This is a genomic window from Candidatus Planktophila versatilis, assembly GCF_002288345.1.
GTDB classification, from domain to species: Bacteria; Actinomycetota; Actinomycetes; order Nanopelagicales; family Nanopelagicaceae; genus Planktophila; species Planktophila versatilis_A.
The window spans coordinates 1,147,381-1,161,037 of the sequence record NZ_CP016781.1 but is presented as its reverse complement, the minus strand read 5'-3'; the positions used below and the strand labels follow the sequence as shown (position 1 = coordinate 1,161,037).

Annotated in this window: 15 protein-coding genes, 1 tRNA gene and 1 other RNA gene; 13 read left to right on the top strand and 4 right to left on the bottom strand. The window is 48.4% G+C overall.

Annotation, left to right across the window (positions count from 1 at the left end; all coding sequences use genetic code 11):
• Positions 1 to 53: 53 nt before the first annotated feature.
• Positions 54 to 138 (bottom strand) — tRNA-Ser (locus A1sIIB142_RS06035).
• Positions 139 to 230: 92 nt separating this feature from the next.
• On the opposite strand from A1sIIB142_RS06035, the gene ffs reads away from it, so the two are divergent.
• The 7 genes from ffs (at position 231) to gmd (ending at position 7,127) form a co-directional block, all read left to right on the top strand.
• Positions 231 to 327, top strand: an RNA gene (gene ffs / locus A1sIIB142_RS06030) — signal recognition particle sRNA small type.
• An 81-nt stretch (positions 328 to 408) separates the two neighbouring features.
• Positions 409 to 2,139: a DNA polymerase III subunit gamma and tau gene (locus A1sIIB142_RS06025; RefSeq protein WP_095694030.1), complete on the top strand. Its 1,731-nt coding sequence runs from the start codon at positions 409 to 411 to the stop codon at positions 2,137 to 2,139.
• 11 nt (positions 2,140 to 2,150) lie between these two features.
• Positions 2,151 to 2,744: a recombination mediator RecR gene (gene recR / locus A1sIIB142_RS06020; RefSeq protein ID WP_095675525.1), complete on the top strand. Its 594-nt coding sequence runs from the start codon at positions 2,151 to 2,153 to the stop codon at positions 2,742 to 2,744.
• 90 nt (positions 2,745 to 2,834) lie between these two features.
• Positions 2,835 to 4,106: an aspartate kinase gene (locus tag A1sIIB142_RS06015; RefSeq protein WP_095694029.1), complete on the top strand. Its 1,272-nt coding sequence runs from the start codon at positions 2,835 to 2,837 to the stop codon at positions 4,104 to 4,106.
• Entirely contained in the window at positions 4,103 to 5,182 is a 1,080-nt protein-coding gene (locus A1sIIB142_RS06010) for an aspartate-semialdehyde dehydrogenase (protein WP_095694028.1), read from the top strand. The genes A1sIIB142_RS06015 and A1sIIB142_RS06010 overlap by 4 nt, the downstream gene beginning before the upstream one ends.
• Before the next feature lie 32 nt (positions 5,183 to 5,214).
• A complete protein-coding gene (locus tag A1sIIB142_RS06005) occupies positions 5,215 to 6,147 on the top strand; it encodes a GDP-L-fucose synthase family protein (RefSeq protein ID WP_095694027.1) in 933 nt (310 codons plus the stop codon).
• Positions 6,144 to 7,127 carry a GDP-mannose 4,6-dehydratase gene (gene gmd / locus A1sIIB142_RS06000; RefSeq protein ID WP_095694026.1) on the top strand — a complete coding sequence of 328 codons (984 nt, stop codon included), beginning with the start codon at positions 6,144 to 6,146 and terminating at the stop codon, positions 7,125 to 7,127. Before A1sIIB142_RS06005 ends, gmd begins: the two co-directional genes overlap by 4 nt.
• On the opposite strand, the gene A1sIIB142_RS05995 is transcribed toward gmd, so the two are convergent.
• Positions 7,128 to 7,943 carry a metallophosphoesterase gene (locus A1sIIB142_RS05995; RefSeq protein WP_095694025.1) on the bottom strand — a complete coding sequence of 272 codons (816 nt, stop codon included), beginning with the start codon at positions 7,941 to 7,943 and terminating at the stop codon, positions 7,128 to 7,130.
• Between the two features lie 38 nt (positions 7,944 to 7,981).
• Here A1sIIB142_RS05995 and A1sIIB142_RS05990 point away from each other — a divergent pair, with 38 nt between their 5' ends.
• From A1sIIB142_RS05990 to A1sIIB142_RS05985, 3 genes are read left to right on the top strand one after another with little or no spacing between them, the layout of a single operon-like run.
• Positions 7,982 to 8,434: a GatB/YqeY domain-containing protein gene (locus tag A1sIIB142_RS05990; protein WP_095685088.1), complete on the top strand. Its 453-nt coding sequence runs from the start codon at positions 7,982 to 7,984 to the stop codon at positions 8,432 to 8,434.
• Positions 8,435 to 8,456: 22 nt separating this feature from the next.
• Positions 8,457 to 8,612, top strand: a complete 156-nt coding sequence (locus A1sIIB142_RS06600) for a Sp36 family protein (RefSeq protein WP_190279066.1) — start codon at positions 8,457 to 8,459, stop codon at positions 8,610 to 8,612.
• Entirely contained in the window at positions 8,609 to 9,070 is a 462-nt protein-coding gene (locus A1sIIB142_RS05985; RefSeq protein ID WP_095694024.1) for a RidA family protein, read from the top strand. Before A1sIIB142_RS06600 ends, A1sIIB142_RS05985 begins: the two co-directional genes overlap by 4 nt.
• Here the strand turns inward: A1sIIB142_RS05985 and A1sIIB142_RS05980 are convergent, their stop codons facing one another.
• Positions 9,071 to 9,754 carry a Crp/Fnr family transcriptional regulator gene (locus A1sIIB142_RS05980; RefSeq protein ID WP_095694023.1) on the bottom strand — a complete coding sequence of 228 codons (684 nt, stop codon included), beginning with the start codon at positions 9,752 to 9,754 and terminating at the stop codon, positions 9,071 to 9,073. It lies immediately after the preceding gene.
• 17 nt (positions 9,755 to 9,771) lie between these two features.
• Between A1sIIB142_RS05980 and nth the strand changes: the two genes are divergently transcribed.
• Genes nth through A1sIIB142_RS05965 form a run of 3 tightly spaced genes read left to right on the top strand, consistent with a single transcriptional unit; the run spans position 9,772 to position 11,458 of the window.
• The gene (nth, locus tag A1sIIB142_RS05975) at positions 9,772 to 10,470 is read left to right on the top strand and encodes an endonuclease III (protein ID WP_095694022.1); all 699 of its coding nucleotides are present in this window, start codon (positions 9,772 to 9,774) and stop codon (positions 10,468 to 10,470) included.
• Positions 10,467 to 10,991, top strand: a complete 525-nt coding sequence (locus A1sIIB142_RS05970) for a TlpA disulfide reductase family protein (RefSeq protein WP_095694021.1) — start codon at positions 10,467 to 10,469, stop codon at positions 10,989 to 10,991. Before nth ends, A1sIIB142_RS05970 begins: the two co-directional genes overlap by 4 nt.
• Positions 10,988 to 11,458, top strand: a complete 471-nt coding sequence (locus tag A1sIIB142_RS05965) for a CvpA family protein (RefSeq protein ID WP_095694020.1) — start codon at positions 10,988 to 10,990, stop codon at positions 11,456 to 11,458. Before A1sIIB142_RS05970 ends, A1sIIB142_RS05965 begins: the two co-directional genes overlap by 4 nt.
• Here the strand turns inward: A1sIIB142_RS05965 and acs are convergent.
• The gene (gene acs / locus A1sIIB142_RS05960) at positions 11,442 to 13,406 is read right to left on the bottom strand and encodes an acetate--CoA ligase (RefSeq protein ID WP_095694019.1); all 1,965 of its coding nucleotides are present in this window, start codon (positions 13,404 to 13,406) and stop codon (positions 11,442 to 11,444) included. The genes A1sIIB142_RS05965 and acs overlap by 17 nt on opposite strands.
• Positions 13,407 to 13,657: the final 251 nt, after the last annotated feature.

Here is a 13,657-nt window from a genome sequence, read left to right as displayed (position 1 = left end):
AGAAGTCTAAGATGTTAAATGAATTTTGAGCAGGGTAATTCTCAATGTGAGCGCGGAGGATGAGGGATTTGAACCCTCGATAGGTTGCCCTATACACGCTTTCCAAGCGTGCGCACTCGGCCGCTATGCGAATCCTCCTGAGTCATACCCACCTGCTTCAATGAAGCCCGTAAGTCCGACCGGCTAAGGGTATCGGTGTCCAACTGAGTGCTCTGACACTTAAGATTGGTCCAGATCTCCGGTGCGACGCCACCGTGCCGAACTCCCCCAGGGTAGGAATACAGCAAGGGTAGGTACGCTCTGACGGGTGCACCGGAGGTCCCAAATCAATAAATGCAGTCAGAAGTTAATCAGCTCGCAGCCAATTAGAAGTGAATTGAATTGCGACCTTCACGAGAGTAGAAGAAGATGTCGTTAGCGTTATATCGAAAGTATCGCCCCTCTGTATTTGCAGATGTCATTGGCCAAGAACATGTCACTGTTCCGCTTTCAAACGCGCTGGAATCAGGAAAAACTCATCACGCATATCTCTTTAGTGGACCTCGTGGTTGCGGAAAAACTTCTAGCGCTCGCATTATGGCGCGCTCACTGAACTGCGAAAAAGGACCCACACCGAATCCATGTGGCCTCTGCCAATCATGTAAAGATCTAGTAGCAAATGGTCCTGGCTCTATCGATGTGATTGAACTGGATGCGGCAACACATGGACTTGTCGATGATGCGCGCGATCTTCGCGATAAAGCATTCTTTGCGCCAGTGCAAAGTAAGTACAAGATTTATATTATTGATGAGGCCCACCAGCTAGGGCCAGGTGCTTCAAATGCACTACTCAAAGTTGTGGAAGAACCACCTCCCCACGTAATTTTCATCTTTGCCACAACGGAGCCAGAGAAGTTGATTTCAACAATTCGCTCACGTACCCACCACTACCCATTTCGTTTAGTACCGCCAGGAACTCTGACCACACATCTTGAAAGCATCTGCCAATCTGAAGGTGTGCAAGTTGCAAAGGGTGTTCTGCCACTTGTAGTTCGTGCCTCCGGTGGCTCAGTTCGAGATGCCTTATCTGTCCTTGGCCAACTCCTTGCCGGTGCTGGCAAAGATGGAGTGAGTTACGACATCGCAATTCAACTTCTTGGATTTACTGATGGCGCGCTCCTTGATGATGCGATGGATGCCATCGCTGCCCGCGATGGTGCAACGCTATTTAAGACAGTGGACCGGGTTATTGAATCAGGACATGACCCACGTCGCTTCACTCAGGATTTACTCGATCGTCTGCGCGATCTCATGATTGTTGACGCACTGGACGCAACTAATGCCAACAGCATCTTGCGCGAACTTCCTGATGATCAGCTCGAACGGATGCGTGGGCAGGCACAGAACATTGGACAAGCATCACTTTCGCGTGCTGCAGATATTGCAGCAGAGGGGCTTACCCAAATGCGTGGGGCTACAGCGCCGCGTCTTATTCTCGAACTCATCTGCGGGCGCATCTTGCTCCCTATGGGCGATGCCGGTGAATCAGGACTTCTCGCTCGCATTGAACGGCTGGAGCGCGTTGAAAGTATTGCCCCACAGCCTCGAGCCGTTGATAGAGCCGATTATGTAAGTGCGGCAACTGCTGAAGCAAAACGGGAAGCCCCTGTTAAGCCAGTAAAAGAAGTTGCTGCCGTCGAAGTTGTGGCTGAAGAAAGTAATGCAAAGAAGGAAGCTGCTGCGCCTGCAAAAGCTCAGATTGATTCCATTGATGTGGCAGGGCTGCGAAGGTTGTGGCCTGATGTGATTGAAAATGTGAAGAAGCGCCGCCGCCTCACCTGGTCACTGTTATCAGCTAGTGCACAGATTCTTGGTGTGGATGATAAAAACATCACTATCGGAATCGTTAACTCGGGTGCTCGTGATTCATTTGTGCGCAGCGAATCAGATGAGATTCTGCGCCAGGCATTTATTGAAGTTGTTGGCCTTGATCGCAAGATTGAAGTTACAGTTGATCCAAGTATTGATATAACATCAACACCAGAATCACGTGCGGTGCGAACATCAGAGGCTCCAACAGATAAGACTCAACTATCGGGTGCAGCTTTACTAGTCTCTGAACTTGGTGCCACTGTCATTAGCGAAACGAACCACGAATAATGTCAACCGGAATGTATGAAGGAGCGATTCAAGACCTCATTGATGCGCTAGGTCGGCTGCCAGGAATTGGACCCAAGAGCGCCCAACGTATTGCATTTCATATCTTGCAAGCAGATTCTGAAGTAGCAGCTAACTTAGTTGAGGCAGTTCGCACGGTGAAAGAGCGGGTTAAGTTCTGCACGCAGTGTGGCAACGTGTCAGAGGAGACCGAGTGCCGAATTTGCCGTGACCCACGACGTGATGGAACAAAGATTTGTGTCGTTGAAGAAAGTAAAGATGTGATTGCAATCGAGCGCACGCGCGAATTCCGTGGGAAATACCATGTGCTTGGTGGCGCCATAAGTCCCATTGATGGAATTGGCCCAGACCAACTGCGCATCCGGGAGTTAATGCAGCGGCTTTCTGACTCATCGATTACCGAAATTATTTTGGCCACAGATCCCAACCTGGAAGGTGAAGCCACCGCCACCTACCTGGCTCGCCTGATTAAGCCGATGGGCATCAACGTCTCCCGCCTTGCATCCGGTTTGCCTGTGGGCGGAGATCTGGAATATGCAGATGAAGTCACGCTCGGTCGTGCATTTGAGGGCCGTACCAACCTTTAGTCTCATTATCTGGGCGCTGGAGCATCTCACATAGTAAGATTTTTAGATAATTGGGTGGCGTCATTTTTTCTCCTGCTTCACACTTAAGCCATGGGTCTGATTGTTCAGAAATTTGGTGGCTCCTCTGTAGCTGATGCCGAGGGCATGAAGCGCGTGGCTGCCCGCATTGTGGCGACTAAAAAGGCGGGCAATCAGGTTGTCGTAGTAGTCAGCGCCATGGGCGATACCACTGATGAACTCATCGAACTGGCCAATGCCGTCACTCCGATTCCGAAGGGGCGCGAGCTGGATATGTTGCTCACCGCCGGTGAGCGCATTTCAATGGCCGTGCTTGCGATGGCAATTAACAATCTTGGCTTTGAAGCACTTTCCTTTACTGGATCACAAGCTGGTGTGATTACAGATTCAGTTCATGGCAAAGCGCGCATCATTGATGTGACACCGGGTCGGATTCGGGAAGCTATCGATGGTGGGGCTATTGCAATTGTGGCTGGCTTCCAAGGAATTTCCCAAGATACAAAAGACATTACAACTTTAGGTCGTGGTGGGTCCGATACAACTGCGGTGGCGCTCGCCGCTGCCCTGGAAGCAGATGTCTGTGAGATTTTCACAGATGTCGATGGCGTCTTTTCAGCTGATCCTCGAGTTGTTCCAGCTGCGCGTAAGTTAAAGACTGTTACATATGAAGAGATGTTAGAACTTGCTGCAGCTGGTGCGAAAGTTCTGCATTTGCGTTGTGTTGAATACGCCCGCCGATTTAATTTACCGATTCACGTCCGATCATCATTTTCACCTAACGAAGGAACATGGGTGGTTGAAAACCATCCGGATGGAGGCACCATGGAGCAAGCAATCATCTCTGGCGTAGCGCACGATAAGTCAGAAGCTAAAGTCACAATCGTGGGCGTGCCTGACCGCACCGGTGTTGCTGCCCGCATCTTCCAAGCCGTTGCCGATAACGACATTAACGTTGACATGATTGTTCAGAATGTTTCTGCCGCCGCTACTGGTCTGACAGATATTTCCTTTACCGTCTCAAAGACTGAAGGACAGAAGGCAACGACTGTATTGCAACGCATTCAAGGCGAAGTCGGATTTGCCTCAATTATTTACGATGACACAATCGGCAAACTCTCACTTGTGGGAGCAGGAATGCGTTCACATCCAGGTGTGACAGCCACATTCTTCGCGGCCATGGCTGATGCCGGAGTCAATATTGAAATGATTTCTACCTCTGAAATTCGCATCTCGGTCATCGTTCGTCAGGCAGACCTTGAGCGCGCGGCAAAGGCTGCCCACACCGCATTTGGACTCGATGCCGATCAGATCGAAGCAGTTGTATACGGAGGAACAGGTCGATGACAATCAAAAAAGCTAAGTCAGCAAAGAAACTTCCTTCATTAGCAGTTGTCGGAGCAACGGGTGCGGTCGGCACAGTCATGCTCGATATCTTGAGCAAGCGTAAAAATGTTTACGGTGAAATTCGCCTGATTGCATCTGCTCGCAGTGCCGGCAAGAAATTGATGTGTCGCGGTGAAGAACTCACAGTTGTGGCACTCTCACCAGAAGCCTTTGATGGTATTGATATTGCCATGTTCGATGTTCCAGATGAAATCTCTGCCGAGTGGGCACCAATTGCCGCAAAGCGCGGAGCTGTTGTCGTTGATAACTCCGGGGCATTTCGCATGGATAAGAAAGTTCCACTCGTAGTTCCAGAAGTTAATCCGAAGGAAGTAAAGAAGCGTCCAAAGGGAATTATCTCTAATCCGAATTGCACAACACTTTCCATGATTGTTGCCATGGGCGCACTTGATAAGAAGTTCGGCTTGAAAGAACTTGTAGTCTCTTCCTATCAGGCAGCATCGGGTGCTGGGCAACCTGGAATCGATGCACTGCACGATCAGATTTCAAAGGTTGCTGGTAAGAATCTTGGATCAGTAACCGAAGATCTTCGTGGCACCATTACTGATTTAGGACCATTTCCAGCACCGCTTGCCATGAACGTTGTTCCATGGGCCGGTTCTCTTAAAGAAGCTGGATATTCATCCGAGGAACTTAAAGTTCGCAACGAGTCACGAAAGATTCTTGGTATGCCAAAACTTAAAGTGGCTGCAACCTGCGTGCGCGTTCCTGTTATTACTACTCACTCACTTACAGTCCATGCCACCTTTTCCAAGGTTGTCACACGCAAAGCAGCTCAATCGGCTCTAAAAAAGGCGGAGGGAGTATTTCTCTATGACAATCCAGAGAAGATGCAATTTCCAACACCTGCTGATGTAGTGGGAACTGATCCGACCTGGGTTGGCCGTGTCCGTCAGTCATTGGATAACCCAAAGTCAATTGACCTCTTTGTATGTGGCGATAATTTGCGCAAGGGCGCAGCGTTAAATACTGCACAAATCGCAGAGTTACTTGCTGCTGAATTCACCCAAAAGTAAATAAACGCAGGAAGCAGAACTAGACTCTGACCATGACAATCGTGGTCGCAGGCGGTACTGGCCTTGCTGGCTCTGCAATTGTGCGGGCCTATCAGGCCACCGGCGCCGAAGTGGTTGCAATCAACCGAAAAGTTGTCGACCTGCTCGATCGTGATGCCACAACCGCGTTCTTGAAATCTGTTAAGCCAACACTTGTTGTTGATGCTGCTGCCAAAGTTGGCGGCATCGGTGCAAATAACGCTTATCCCGTTGAATTCCTTTCCGATAATGTGCGTATTCAAAGCAACCTGATGGAGGCAGCGCACGCGGCAGATGTAGAAAAGTTTATTTTTCTTGGCTCTAGCTGCATCTATCCACGAGATTGTGCTCAACCAATTAAAGAGGAATATCTACTCACCGGCCCACTTGAAGAGACCAACTCTGCCTATGCAATTGCAAAGATTGCTGGAATAGAACTCATTAAATCTTTTCGAAAAGAGTATGGCCGTACCTGGATTTCATTGATGCCCACAAATCTCTATGGCCCACGTGATAATTTCGAATTACAGGGATCGCATGTATTGCCAGCATTTATTCGCCGCTTTGTCGAAGCCGCGCAGAATGACGTTGCTACCGAAACTTTATGGGGCACAGGTTCACCTAAGCGCGAGTTTTTACATGTCGATGATTTAGCTTCGGCAGTGGTGCACTTGGGCAATACCTATGATGCAAAAGAGCATCTGAATATTGGAACAGGTGAAGACCTGACCATTAAGGAATTGGCGCAACTTGTGGCGCAATTAGCGGGCTTTACCGGTGAAATCGCGTGGGATACGACAAAACCTGATGGCACACCTCGTAAGGTCCTTGATGTTTCGAAGGCGAAATCGCTAGGTTGGGCCCCACAGATTTCTTTAAGCGATGGAATCGCATCAACTATCGCTTGGTATAAAGATGCAACTGCAAAGGGAGAAGCGCGACGATGAGTAGAAAAGTTGCATTAATTACCGGTGTCACCGGTCAAGATGGTTCCTACCTTGCAGAGTTCTTGTTAGCTAAGGGTTATGAAGTACACGGTCTGATTCGTCGTTCTTCTACATTTAACACTTCACGCATTGACCACATATACCAAGACCCACATGAGAAGAACCCAAAGCTATTCCTGCACTATGGCGACCTCATTGATGGAGTAGGACTAACTAACCTCATCCGTGAAATCAAACCGACTGAGGTATACAACCTTGGTGCGCAATCACACGTTCAGGTTTCATTTACTATGCCGCAATACACCGGCCAGGTGGATGCCGTCGGTGCGGTTGGATTACTTGAGGCAATACGTTCTGCCGATCTCGACATTCGTTTCTATCAAGCATCAACTTCCGAACTCTTTGGATCAACTCCACCACCACAGAATGAAGATTCTGTTTTCCGTCCGCAATCACCCTATGCGGCGGCAAAGCTGATGGCGTACTGGTGCACAGTTAATTACCGCGATGGCTATGGGCTTCATGCAACAAATGGAATTCTCTTTAACCACGAATCCCCACGTCGTGGCGAAACATTTGTGACTCGTAAAATTACCCGCGCTGTGGCTGCTATTAAAGCTGGTAAGCAAGAGAAGGTATTCCTAGGAAACCTCACCGCGGTGCGTGACTGGGGTTATGCAAAAGAATACGTCGAATCAATGTGGCTCATGCTTCAGCAAGATAAGCCATCAGATTATGTAGTGGCAACGGGTGTGGGAGCTACCGTGAAAGATTTTGCGGAAGCAGCATTTTCACGAGCTGGTCTAAATTGGCAAGATCATGTTGAGACAGATAAGAAATACATCCGTCCAACGGAAGTAGATGCACTTATTGGTGACCCATCAAAGGTGAAGAAGGCGCTTAATTGGAGTGCGACTACTCACTGGAAAGAACTTGCCGAACTGATGGTTGATGCTGATATTGCAGCACTTAATAATTAATTAGAAACCAGCGGTAAGAGTTACCAAAGAAACTTCTGGTGGACTTGCAACGCGAATTCGTGAGAATGGTCCGGTTCCCATACCTGCAGAAACATTAAGAAGCGGTTCACCTTTCACAACCGTTAATCCACGGGCGCGCCAATTGGGCAGATCGCAATTAGTAGTCAGCGCCTTTGATCCACCAGGCCATGGCAAGCGCACCTGACCGCCATGAGTGTGGCCAGCAAATATTGCATCGAGGTTGTCATCAGACATAGCCTTAAGAATACGCAGATATGGTGCATGGGTAACACCGATAGCGACATGACATTTTTCTGGTTGCCCGGCAACGAGTGAGTAATCATCAAATTCCAGATGTGCATCATCTGTGCCGCGAGCTTCAATCACCGTTTTATTGATGGTCACCATTGCGCGCGAAGTGTTGAGGTTCTTCCAGCCACGTGCTTGCAAACCAGAATCAAGTTCTTGCCAGGCAAGTTCGGGGCCGTGCACACGTTTTCCATGGTTGGGAAGTAGGTACTTAAGCGGATTCCTCGGTACTGGTTCGAAGTAATCATTAGATCCAAAGACAAAGAGCCCAGGAATATCTAAGAGAGAGTCGAGTGCAGCTAAGACCACAGGCACGGCGTGCTTATGGGCCAAGAAATCACCGGTACTAATGACAAGGTCGGGTTTAAGTGAGGCAAAGGATTTAATATCTGCAATCTCACTCTTTCGAGCTGGCGTGAGGTGAAGGTCAGAAAAATGCAGGATTCGAATATCTGCGTGGCCTGCCGGCAAGATAGGCATCTCGGCCTCGCGGAGTACATAACTCATGATTAACCAACAATAGTGGGGCATGAGAAGATACGGCTATGGGATTAAAAGAGACACTCAAGAGTGACCTGACAGAGGCAATTCGTAGCAGCGACAAAGTTGTATCGGGCACCATCCGAATGGTTCTGACTGCTATTACCAATGAAGAGGTATCTGGAAAAGAAGCACGAGTTCTTTCTGATGACGAAATCATTACTGTGCTTTCTCGTGAAGGCAAGAAGCGTCGTGAGGCTGCAGAAGAATTTGCAAAAGCTGGACGCACCGATAGAGCTGCGGAAGAAAAAGCTGAAGGTGAAGTCATTGCCAAGTATCTTCCGGCACAACTTTCCGAAGATGACATTAAGAAGTTAATCGCTGCTGCAGTTGCATCAACTGGTGCAGCAGGACCAGCTGATATGGGTAAGGTTATGGGAGCAATAAAGCCACAGATCGCAGGAAAAGCAGACGGTGCACTCGTTTCATCGCTGGTTAAAGCAGCGCTAACCAATTAAGCACAGGGAGAGGCAATAACTAATGAAGTTTGAATATGCCACAGTTCCACTACTTTCACACGCAACTAAACAAATTCTTGATACTTGGGGCTCAGATGGTTGGGAACTTGTCACTGTCATTCCAGCACCTGGCGGCGAACAACTCGTCGCATACATGAAGCGTGAGATTAAGTCATGAGCGTTGATGTTCGGGCAAAGTTGGCTGAAAAAGGGCTAGTACTTCCTGTTTCCTCTAAGCCACTTGCTGCCTATGTTCCGGCAGTGCGCACCGGCAACATTGTCTTTACCGCCGGTCAACTTCCAATGGTTGATGGAAAGATTGCGCGCGAAGGAAAAGTTGGCTCAGATATCACCCTTGATGAAGCTAAGGCACTGGCTGAAATTTGTGCACTGAATGCGCTCTCTGCTGTTGAACTTGTTGCACCTGTAGATTCCATTGTGAAAGTTGTTCGTATTGTCTGTTACGTCAACGGCGCACCTGGATTTATTTCTCAGCCAGCAGTTGCCAATGGTGCATCAGAGCTCTTTATGCATATCTGGGGAGATGCTGGAGTTGCTGCGCGCAGTGCGTTAGGTGTTGCAGAACTTCCGCTTAACTCACCGGTTGAGGTCGAGTTAACAGTCGAAGTAAGGTAATTACTTACCGCGCTTTTCCAGCCGCTCTAGATCTGTAATCAACACTGCGCGACCATCAAGCTTGAGCCAGCCACGGCCAGCGAAATCTGCAAGTGCTTTATTTACAGTTTCACGTGATGCGCCAACTAGCTGTGCCAGCTCCTCCTGCGTCAGGTCGTGATGAACAAATAAACCTTCGCTGCTCTGCTTTCCAAAGCGGGTACCTAAATCAATAAGTGCTTTTGCAACGCGACCTGGAACATCAGAGAAGACCAAGTCGCCAACGGCTTCATTGGTACGACGCAAACGTTGCGCTAAACGAGTGAGCAGGTGAAGTGATACTTCAGGATTTCCCTTAAGCCAAGGAATCAATTTTTCGTGACTGAGCGAAAAGAGTTTTGCATCGGTAACTGCTGTGGCAGTTGAGGTTCGTGGGCCTGGATCAAAGAGGGAGAGTTCACCGAACATCTCACCGGGTCCAAGAATTGAGAGCAGATTTTCTCGCCCATCACCGCTAGATGTACCGAGCTTTAATTTGCCCTCATAGATTACGTAGACATGTTCGCCCTCATCGCCTTCTTTAAAGAGGATGCCGCCCTTGGAGATCTTTACGGAATCCATGGAAGCGCGCAGCGAAGCTGCCTGAGCATCATCTAGGGCGGTAAAGAGCGGGGCGCGTCTTACGACTTCATCTTCTTGGGGCACGTCGGTAGTTTACTCGTATGGCCCCCGATAGCGAAACTCGAAGTAACGCTCGCGCTATCTATCGGATCTTGACCAGGACCTACCCAGAGGTACGCTGCGAGTTAGATTTTACAAACCCGCTTGAGTTAACGGTGGCAGTTGTTCTATCAGCGCAATGCACCGACAAGAGAATTAATTCCCTGACGCCAGCACTCTTTAAAAAATATAAGAAGGCGAAAGACTACGCGCGAGCACCACTTGCTGAAATTGAAGAGTACATTTTTTCTGCTGGTTTTTACCATGCAAAGGCAAGGCATCTCAAAGGCCTCGGAACCAAACTTGTTGAAGATTTCGATGGGAAAGTTCCGGCCACTATTGAAGAGCTCGTTACCTTGCCTGGTGTGGGAAGAAAGACTGCCAACGTCGTACTCGGACACGCATTTGGTATTCCAGGAATTACTGTAGATACCCACTTTGGCCGGTTATCGCGACGCTTTGCTTGGACAACATCGAAGGATCCCGTCAAAGTTGAGCATGAAGTCGGTGCACTCATCCCGCAGAAAGAATGGACGAATCTTTCTCAACGAATGATTTGGCATGGCCGGCGTATTTGTCATTCTCGTAAACCAGCGTGTGGTGCATGTCCGGTCGCAAAGATTTGCCCATCATTTGGAATTGGTGAAATGGATAAGGCGAAAGCGAAGTTACTGGTGAAGACAGATAAGGATTTTAGATGACAAAGTTCATCACCTTAACTATCTTGGCACTAGTTCTGACCGGGTGTTCGGCTATTGAACCCATTCAAGTCAAAGGTGAAGTAGTTAGTTGCGCGAACATTAAAGTCGAAAGTGGGACTGGCGTGCCGCTGGAATGTCTTGGTGGCGGTAGCGCAATCGCAGCTGATTCCATTCGCGGGCCAGCGCTGATCAATGTGTGGGGCACGTGGTGTGAACCTTGTAAGCAAGAGTTACCGCACCTCGCTCACTTCTTAGCTAAATACAGCGACCAAGTCGATCTAGTGGGAATTGCCGTGGAAGAAAAAAGCATGGAGAGCGTGAGCAAGTTTGTTCAAAGCCACGGAATTTCATGGCCCATTCTTTATGATGCAACTGGTGCGACTCGTGGCACATTTGGTATGGGCGTGCCTGTAACCTGGCTGGTAGATGAATCTGGCACAGTTGTATATAAGAAATATGGACCATTTAAGTCCACCGAAGAGATTGAGCTAGCAGCGATAAAGTATTTGGGAGTGAAATGATTTTTGATCTTATCTTCGCACTTGTTGCCATCGGTGCATTCTTTAACGGTTATAAGAACGGCCTGGTCACTACAGTTATTAGAACAATATTCTTCATCGCTGGCGGCGTAGGTGCGATGTATCTAGTTGTTAAATACGATCAATCAGGTTGGCTCATCATCGCAATCATCGTCGGTGCCTACGGAGCTGCTTTTGTAGGAACGCAGATTGCTAAAGGTCTTAAGGTCACCGTTATCCGCGGACCACTTCGGCTGGCAGATTCACTGATAGGGAGTGCATTTGAAGTTGGTAAGTATGTTCTTCTCTTCTATGTAATTGGCACGATTTTATTGTGGGCGCCATGGCCAGCAGGGCAGAACTCAGTATCTGAGAGCCGCTTCTATCTGCAAGTAAGTAATCATGCTCCTGAGGTGATTGCTGATATTCGTAAAGAGGTAGAGAAGGTTCTTTCTAATCCTCGTCTTTAGAGGATTTCAAACCTTCGGAAATCAATTTCATCACATTGGGATCTGCCAGGGTCGTTGCATCACCGACGGCGCGATTTTCAGCAACATCTTTCAAAAGCCTTCGCATAATCTTGCCGCTTCGAGTCTTTGGGAGTTCATTGACCACCATGATCTGACGAGGCTTTGCAATAGCGCCAATTTCTTTGGCAACATGGTTGCGTAGCTCCTTTACGAGTGCATCACCATCGGCATGGGCAACACCGCCTCGTAAAATAACGAAGGCAACAATTGCCTGACCAGTAAGTTCATCAGCTGCGCCAACTACAGCGGCTTCAGCGATTGCTTCATGGGAGACAAGGGCTGATTCCACTTCAGTGGTAGAAATGCGATGTCCAGAAATATTCATCACATCATCGACTCGACCCATAAGCCAGATGGCACCGTCATCATCGAGCTTGGCACCATCGCCGGCAAAATAAATTCCTGGAAAACGAGACCAGTAGGTTTCTTTATAGCGCTCGGTTTCACCCCAGATACCGCGCAACATAGATGGCCATGGTTGATCAAGAATGAGAAAACCACCATGTCCATTTCCAACTTCTACGCCATTGTCACCAACTACTTTCGCGCTAATTCCTGGCAATGGCCGCATTGCAGATCCAGGTTTTGTGGCAGTCACACCTGGAAGAGGGGAGATCATGATCGCCCCAGTTTCAGTCTGCCACCAGGTATCAACGATTGGGCAGTTATTGCCACCAATAACTTCTCGGTACCACATCCATGCTTCCGGATTAATTGGTTCACCGACAGAACCAAGAAGACGAAGTGTTGTGAGATTAAACTTATTAGGAAATTCATCGCCCCACTTCATCCAGGTGCGAATGAGCGTTGGTGCTGTATACAAAATAGTGACGCCATACTTTTCGATAACTTCAAAGACACGCCCTTTGTGCGGCGTATCAGGTGTACCTTCATAAATAACTTGGGTGCAACCATTAATTAGCGGTCCATAGACCATGTAGGTATGGCCGGTTATCCAACCCACATCTGCAGTGCACCAATAGATATCTGTTTCAGCCTTGATATCAAAAACAACCTTGTGGGTATATGCGGCTTGGGTGAGATAGCCACCGGTGGTATGAAAAATTCCCTTTGGTTTAGCTGTTGTTCCGGATGTGTAGAGAATAAATAAAGGGTGTTCGCTATCGAAATATGCCGGGGTATGCGTTGGGTTTTGGCGATTGACAAGATCATGCCACCAGATATCCCTGCCTTCATTCCAGGCGGTCTCTTGCCCAGTGCGCTTTACCACTAAGACATTTGCCACGTTTGTCTCACCTTTCAGTGCTTCATCTACAAGTGTCTTAAGAGCAAATGCAGCACCTTTTCTAAAACCACCATCTGCTGTGATGACTAATGTGGCATCGGCATCTTGAATGCGAGATAAGAGCGCGTCGGCTGAGAATCCACCAAAGACAACAGAGTGAATTGCGCCAATACGGGCACATGCCAGCATGGCAATGATTGCTTCTGGAATGAGTGGCATGTAAATCGCAACACGATCTTCTGAGTTGATTCCAATTTCAGTCAGAGCATTAGCAGCTTTACTAACATCGGCAAGTAGTTGTGCATAAGAAATAGTTCGAGTGTCGCCAGGTTCGCCCTCAAAATGAAAAGCTATGCGATCACCATTACCTTCGGCAACATGTCTATCTACTGCGTTGACGCTCGCATTAATCTCGCCACCAACAAACCATTGCGCAAAGGGTGAATCCCATTGCAGCGTCTTATCCCACTTCTTGTGCCAATTCAGAGCACTGGCCTGCTCGTCCCAGAAAGCTAACCGATCTTTATCAGCACGTGCGTAAAGGTCAGCCCCTGCATTTGCTTGGGCGGCAAAAGCACTTGATGGAGGAAAAGTTCTATTTTCAGTGGAGAGATTTTCTAGTGATTCAGAATTGCCACCCATATACGCGAGATTACTCCTTTGGAAGGCAATTTTTCTAGCGGTATTTATCAACAGAGCGCCAGATTGAGTCCTATTCCTTACCGATGAGGGCTGATGATTCGCAGCTATCGCCACATCCATCTGAAATATGAAAGGAAAATTATGACAATCGCAGCCATCATTACAATTCTGCTTAAAATCCTCGGCAACCCCGCCCTCATAGCGGGGCTGATCGCCTACCTGCAGAAACTCCTCCACCCGTAGGGGGTTTA

Excerpts from the sequence above, each read along its gene's own strand:
- A1sIIB142_RS06025 (WP_095694030.1), top strand. The coding sequence starts at position 409 with ATGTCGTTAGCGTTATATCGAAAGTATCGCCCCTCTGTATTTGCAGAT.
- recR (WP_095675525.1), top strand. The coding sequence starts at position 2,151 with ATGTATGAAGGAGCGATTCAAGACCTCATTGATGCGCTAGGTCGGCTG.
- A1sIIB142_RS06015 (WP_095694029.1), top strand. The coding sequence starts at position 2,835 with ATGGGTCTGATTGTTCAGAAATTTGGTGGCTCCTCTGTAGCTGATGCC.
- A1sIIB142_RS06010 (WP_095694028.1), top strand. The coding sequence starts at position 4,103 with ATGACAATCAAAAAAGCTAAGTCAGCAAAGAAACTTCCTTCATTAGCA.
- A1sIIB142_RS06005 (WP_095694027.1), top strand. The coding sequence starts at position 5,215 with ATGACAATCGTGGTCGCAGGCGGTACTGGCCTTGCTGGCTCTGCAATT.
- gmd (WP_095694026.1), top strand. The coding sequence starts at position 6,144 with ATGAGTAGAAAAGTTGCATTAATTACCGGTGTCACCGGTCAAGATGGT.
- A1sIIB142_RS05995 (WP_095694025.1), bottom strand. The coding sequence starts at position 7,943 with ATGAGTTATGTACTCCGCGAGGCCGAGATGCCTATCTTGCCGGCAGGC.
- A1sIIB142_RS05990 (WP_095685088.1), top strand. The coding sequence starts at position 7,982 with ATGGGATTAAAAGAGACACTCAAGAGTGACCTGACAGAGGCAATTCGT.
- A1sIIB142_RS06600 (WP_190279066.1), top strand. The coding sequence starts at position 8,457 with ATGAAGTTTGAATATGCCACAGTTCCACTACTTTCACACGCAACTAAA.
- A1sIIB142_RS05985 (WP_095694024.1), top strand. The coding sequence starts at position 8,609 with ATGAGCGTTGATGTTCGGGCAAAGTTGGCTGAAAAAGGGCTAGTACTT.
- nth (WP_095694022.1), top strand. The coding sequence starts at position 9,772 with ATGGCCCCCGATAGCGAAACTCGAAGTAACGCTCGCGCTATCTATCGG.
- A1sIIB142_RS05970 (WP_095694021.1), top strand. The coding sequence starts at position 10,467 with ATGACAAAGTTCATCACCTTAACTATCTTGGCACTAGTTCTGACCGGG.
- A1sIIB142_RS05965 (WP_095694020.1), top strand. The coding sequence starts at position 10,988 with ATGATTTTTGATCTTATCTTCGCACTTGTTGCCATCGGTGCATTCTTT.
- acs (WP_095694019.1), bottom strand. The coding sequence starts at position 13,406 with ATGGGTGGCAATTCTGAATCACTAGAAAATCTCTCCACTGAAAATAGA.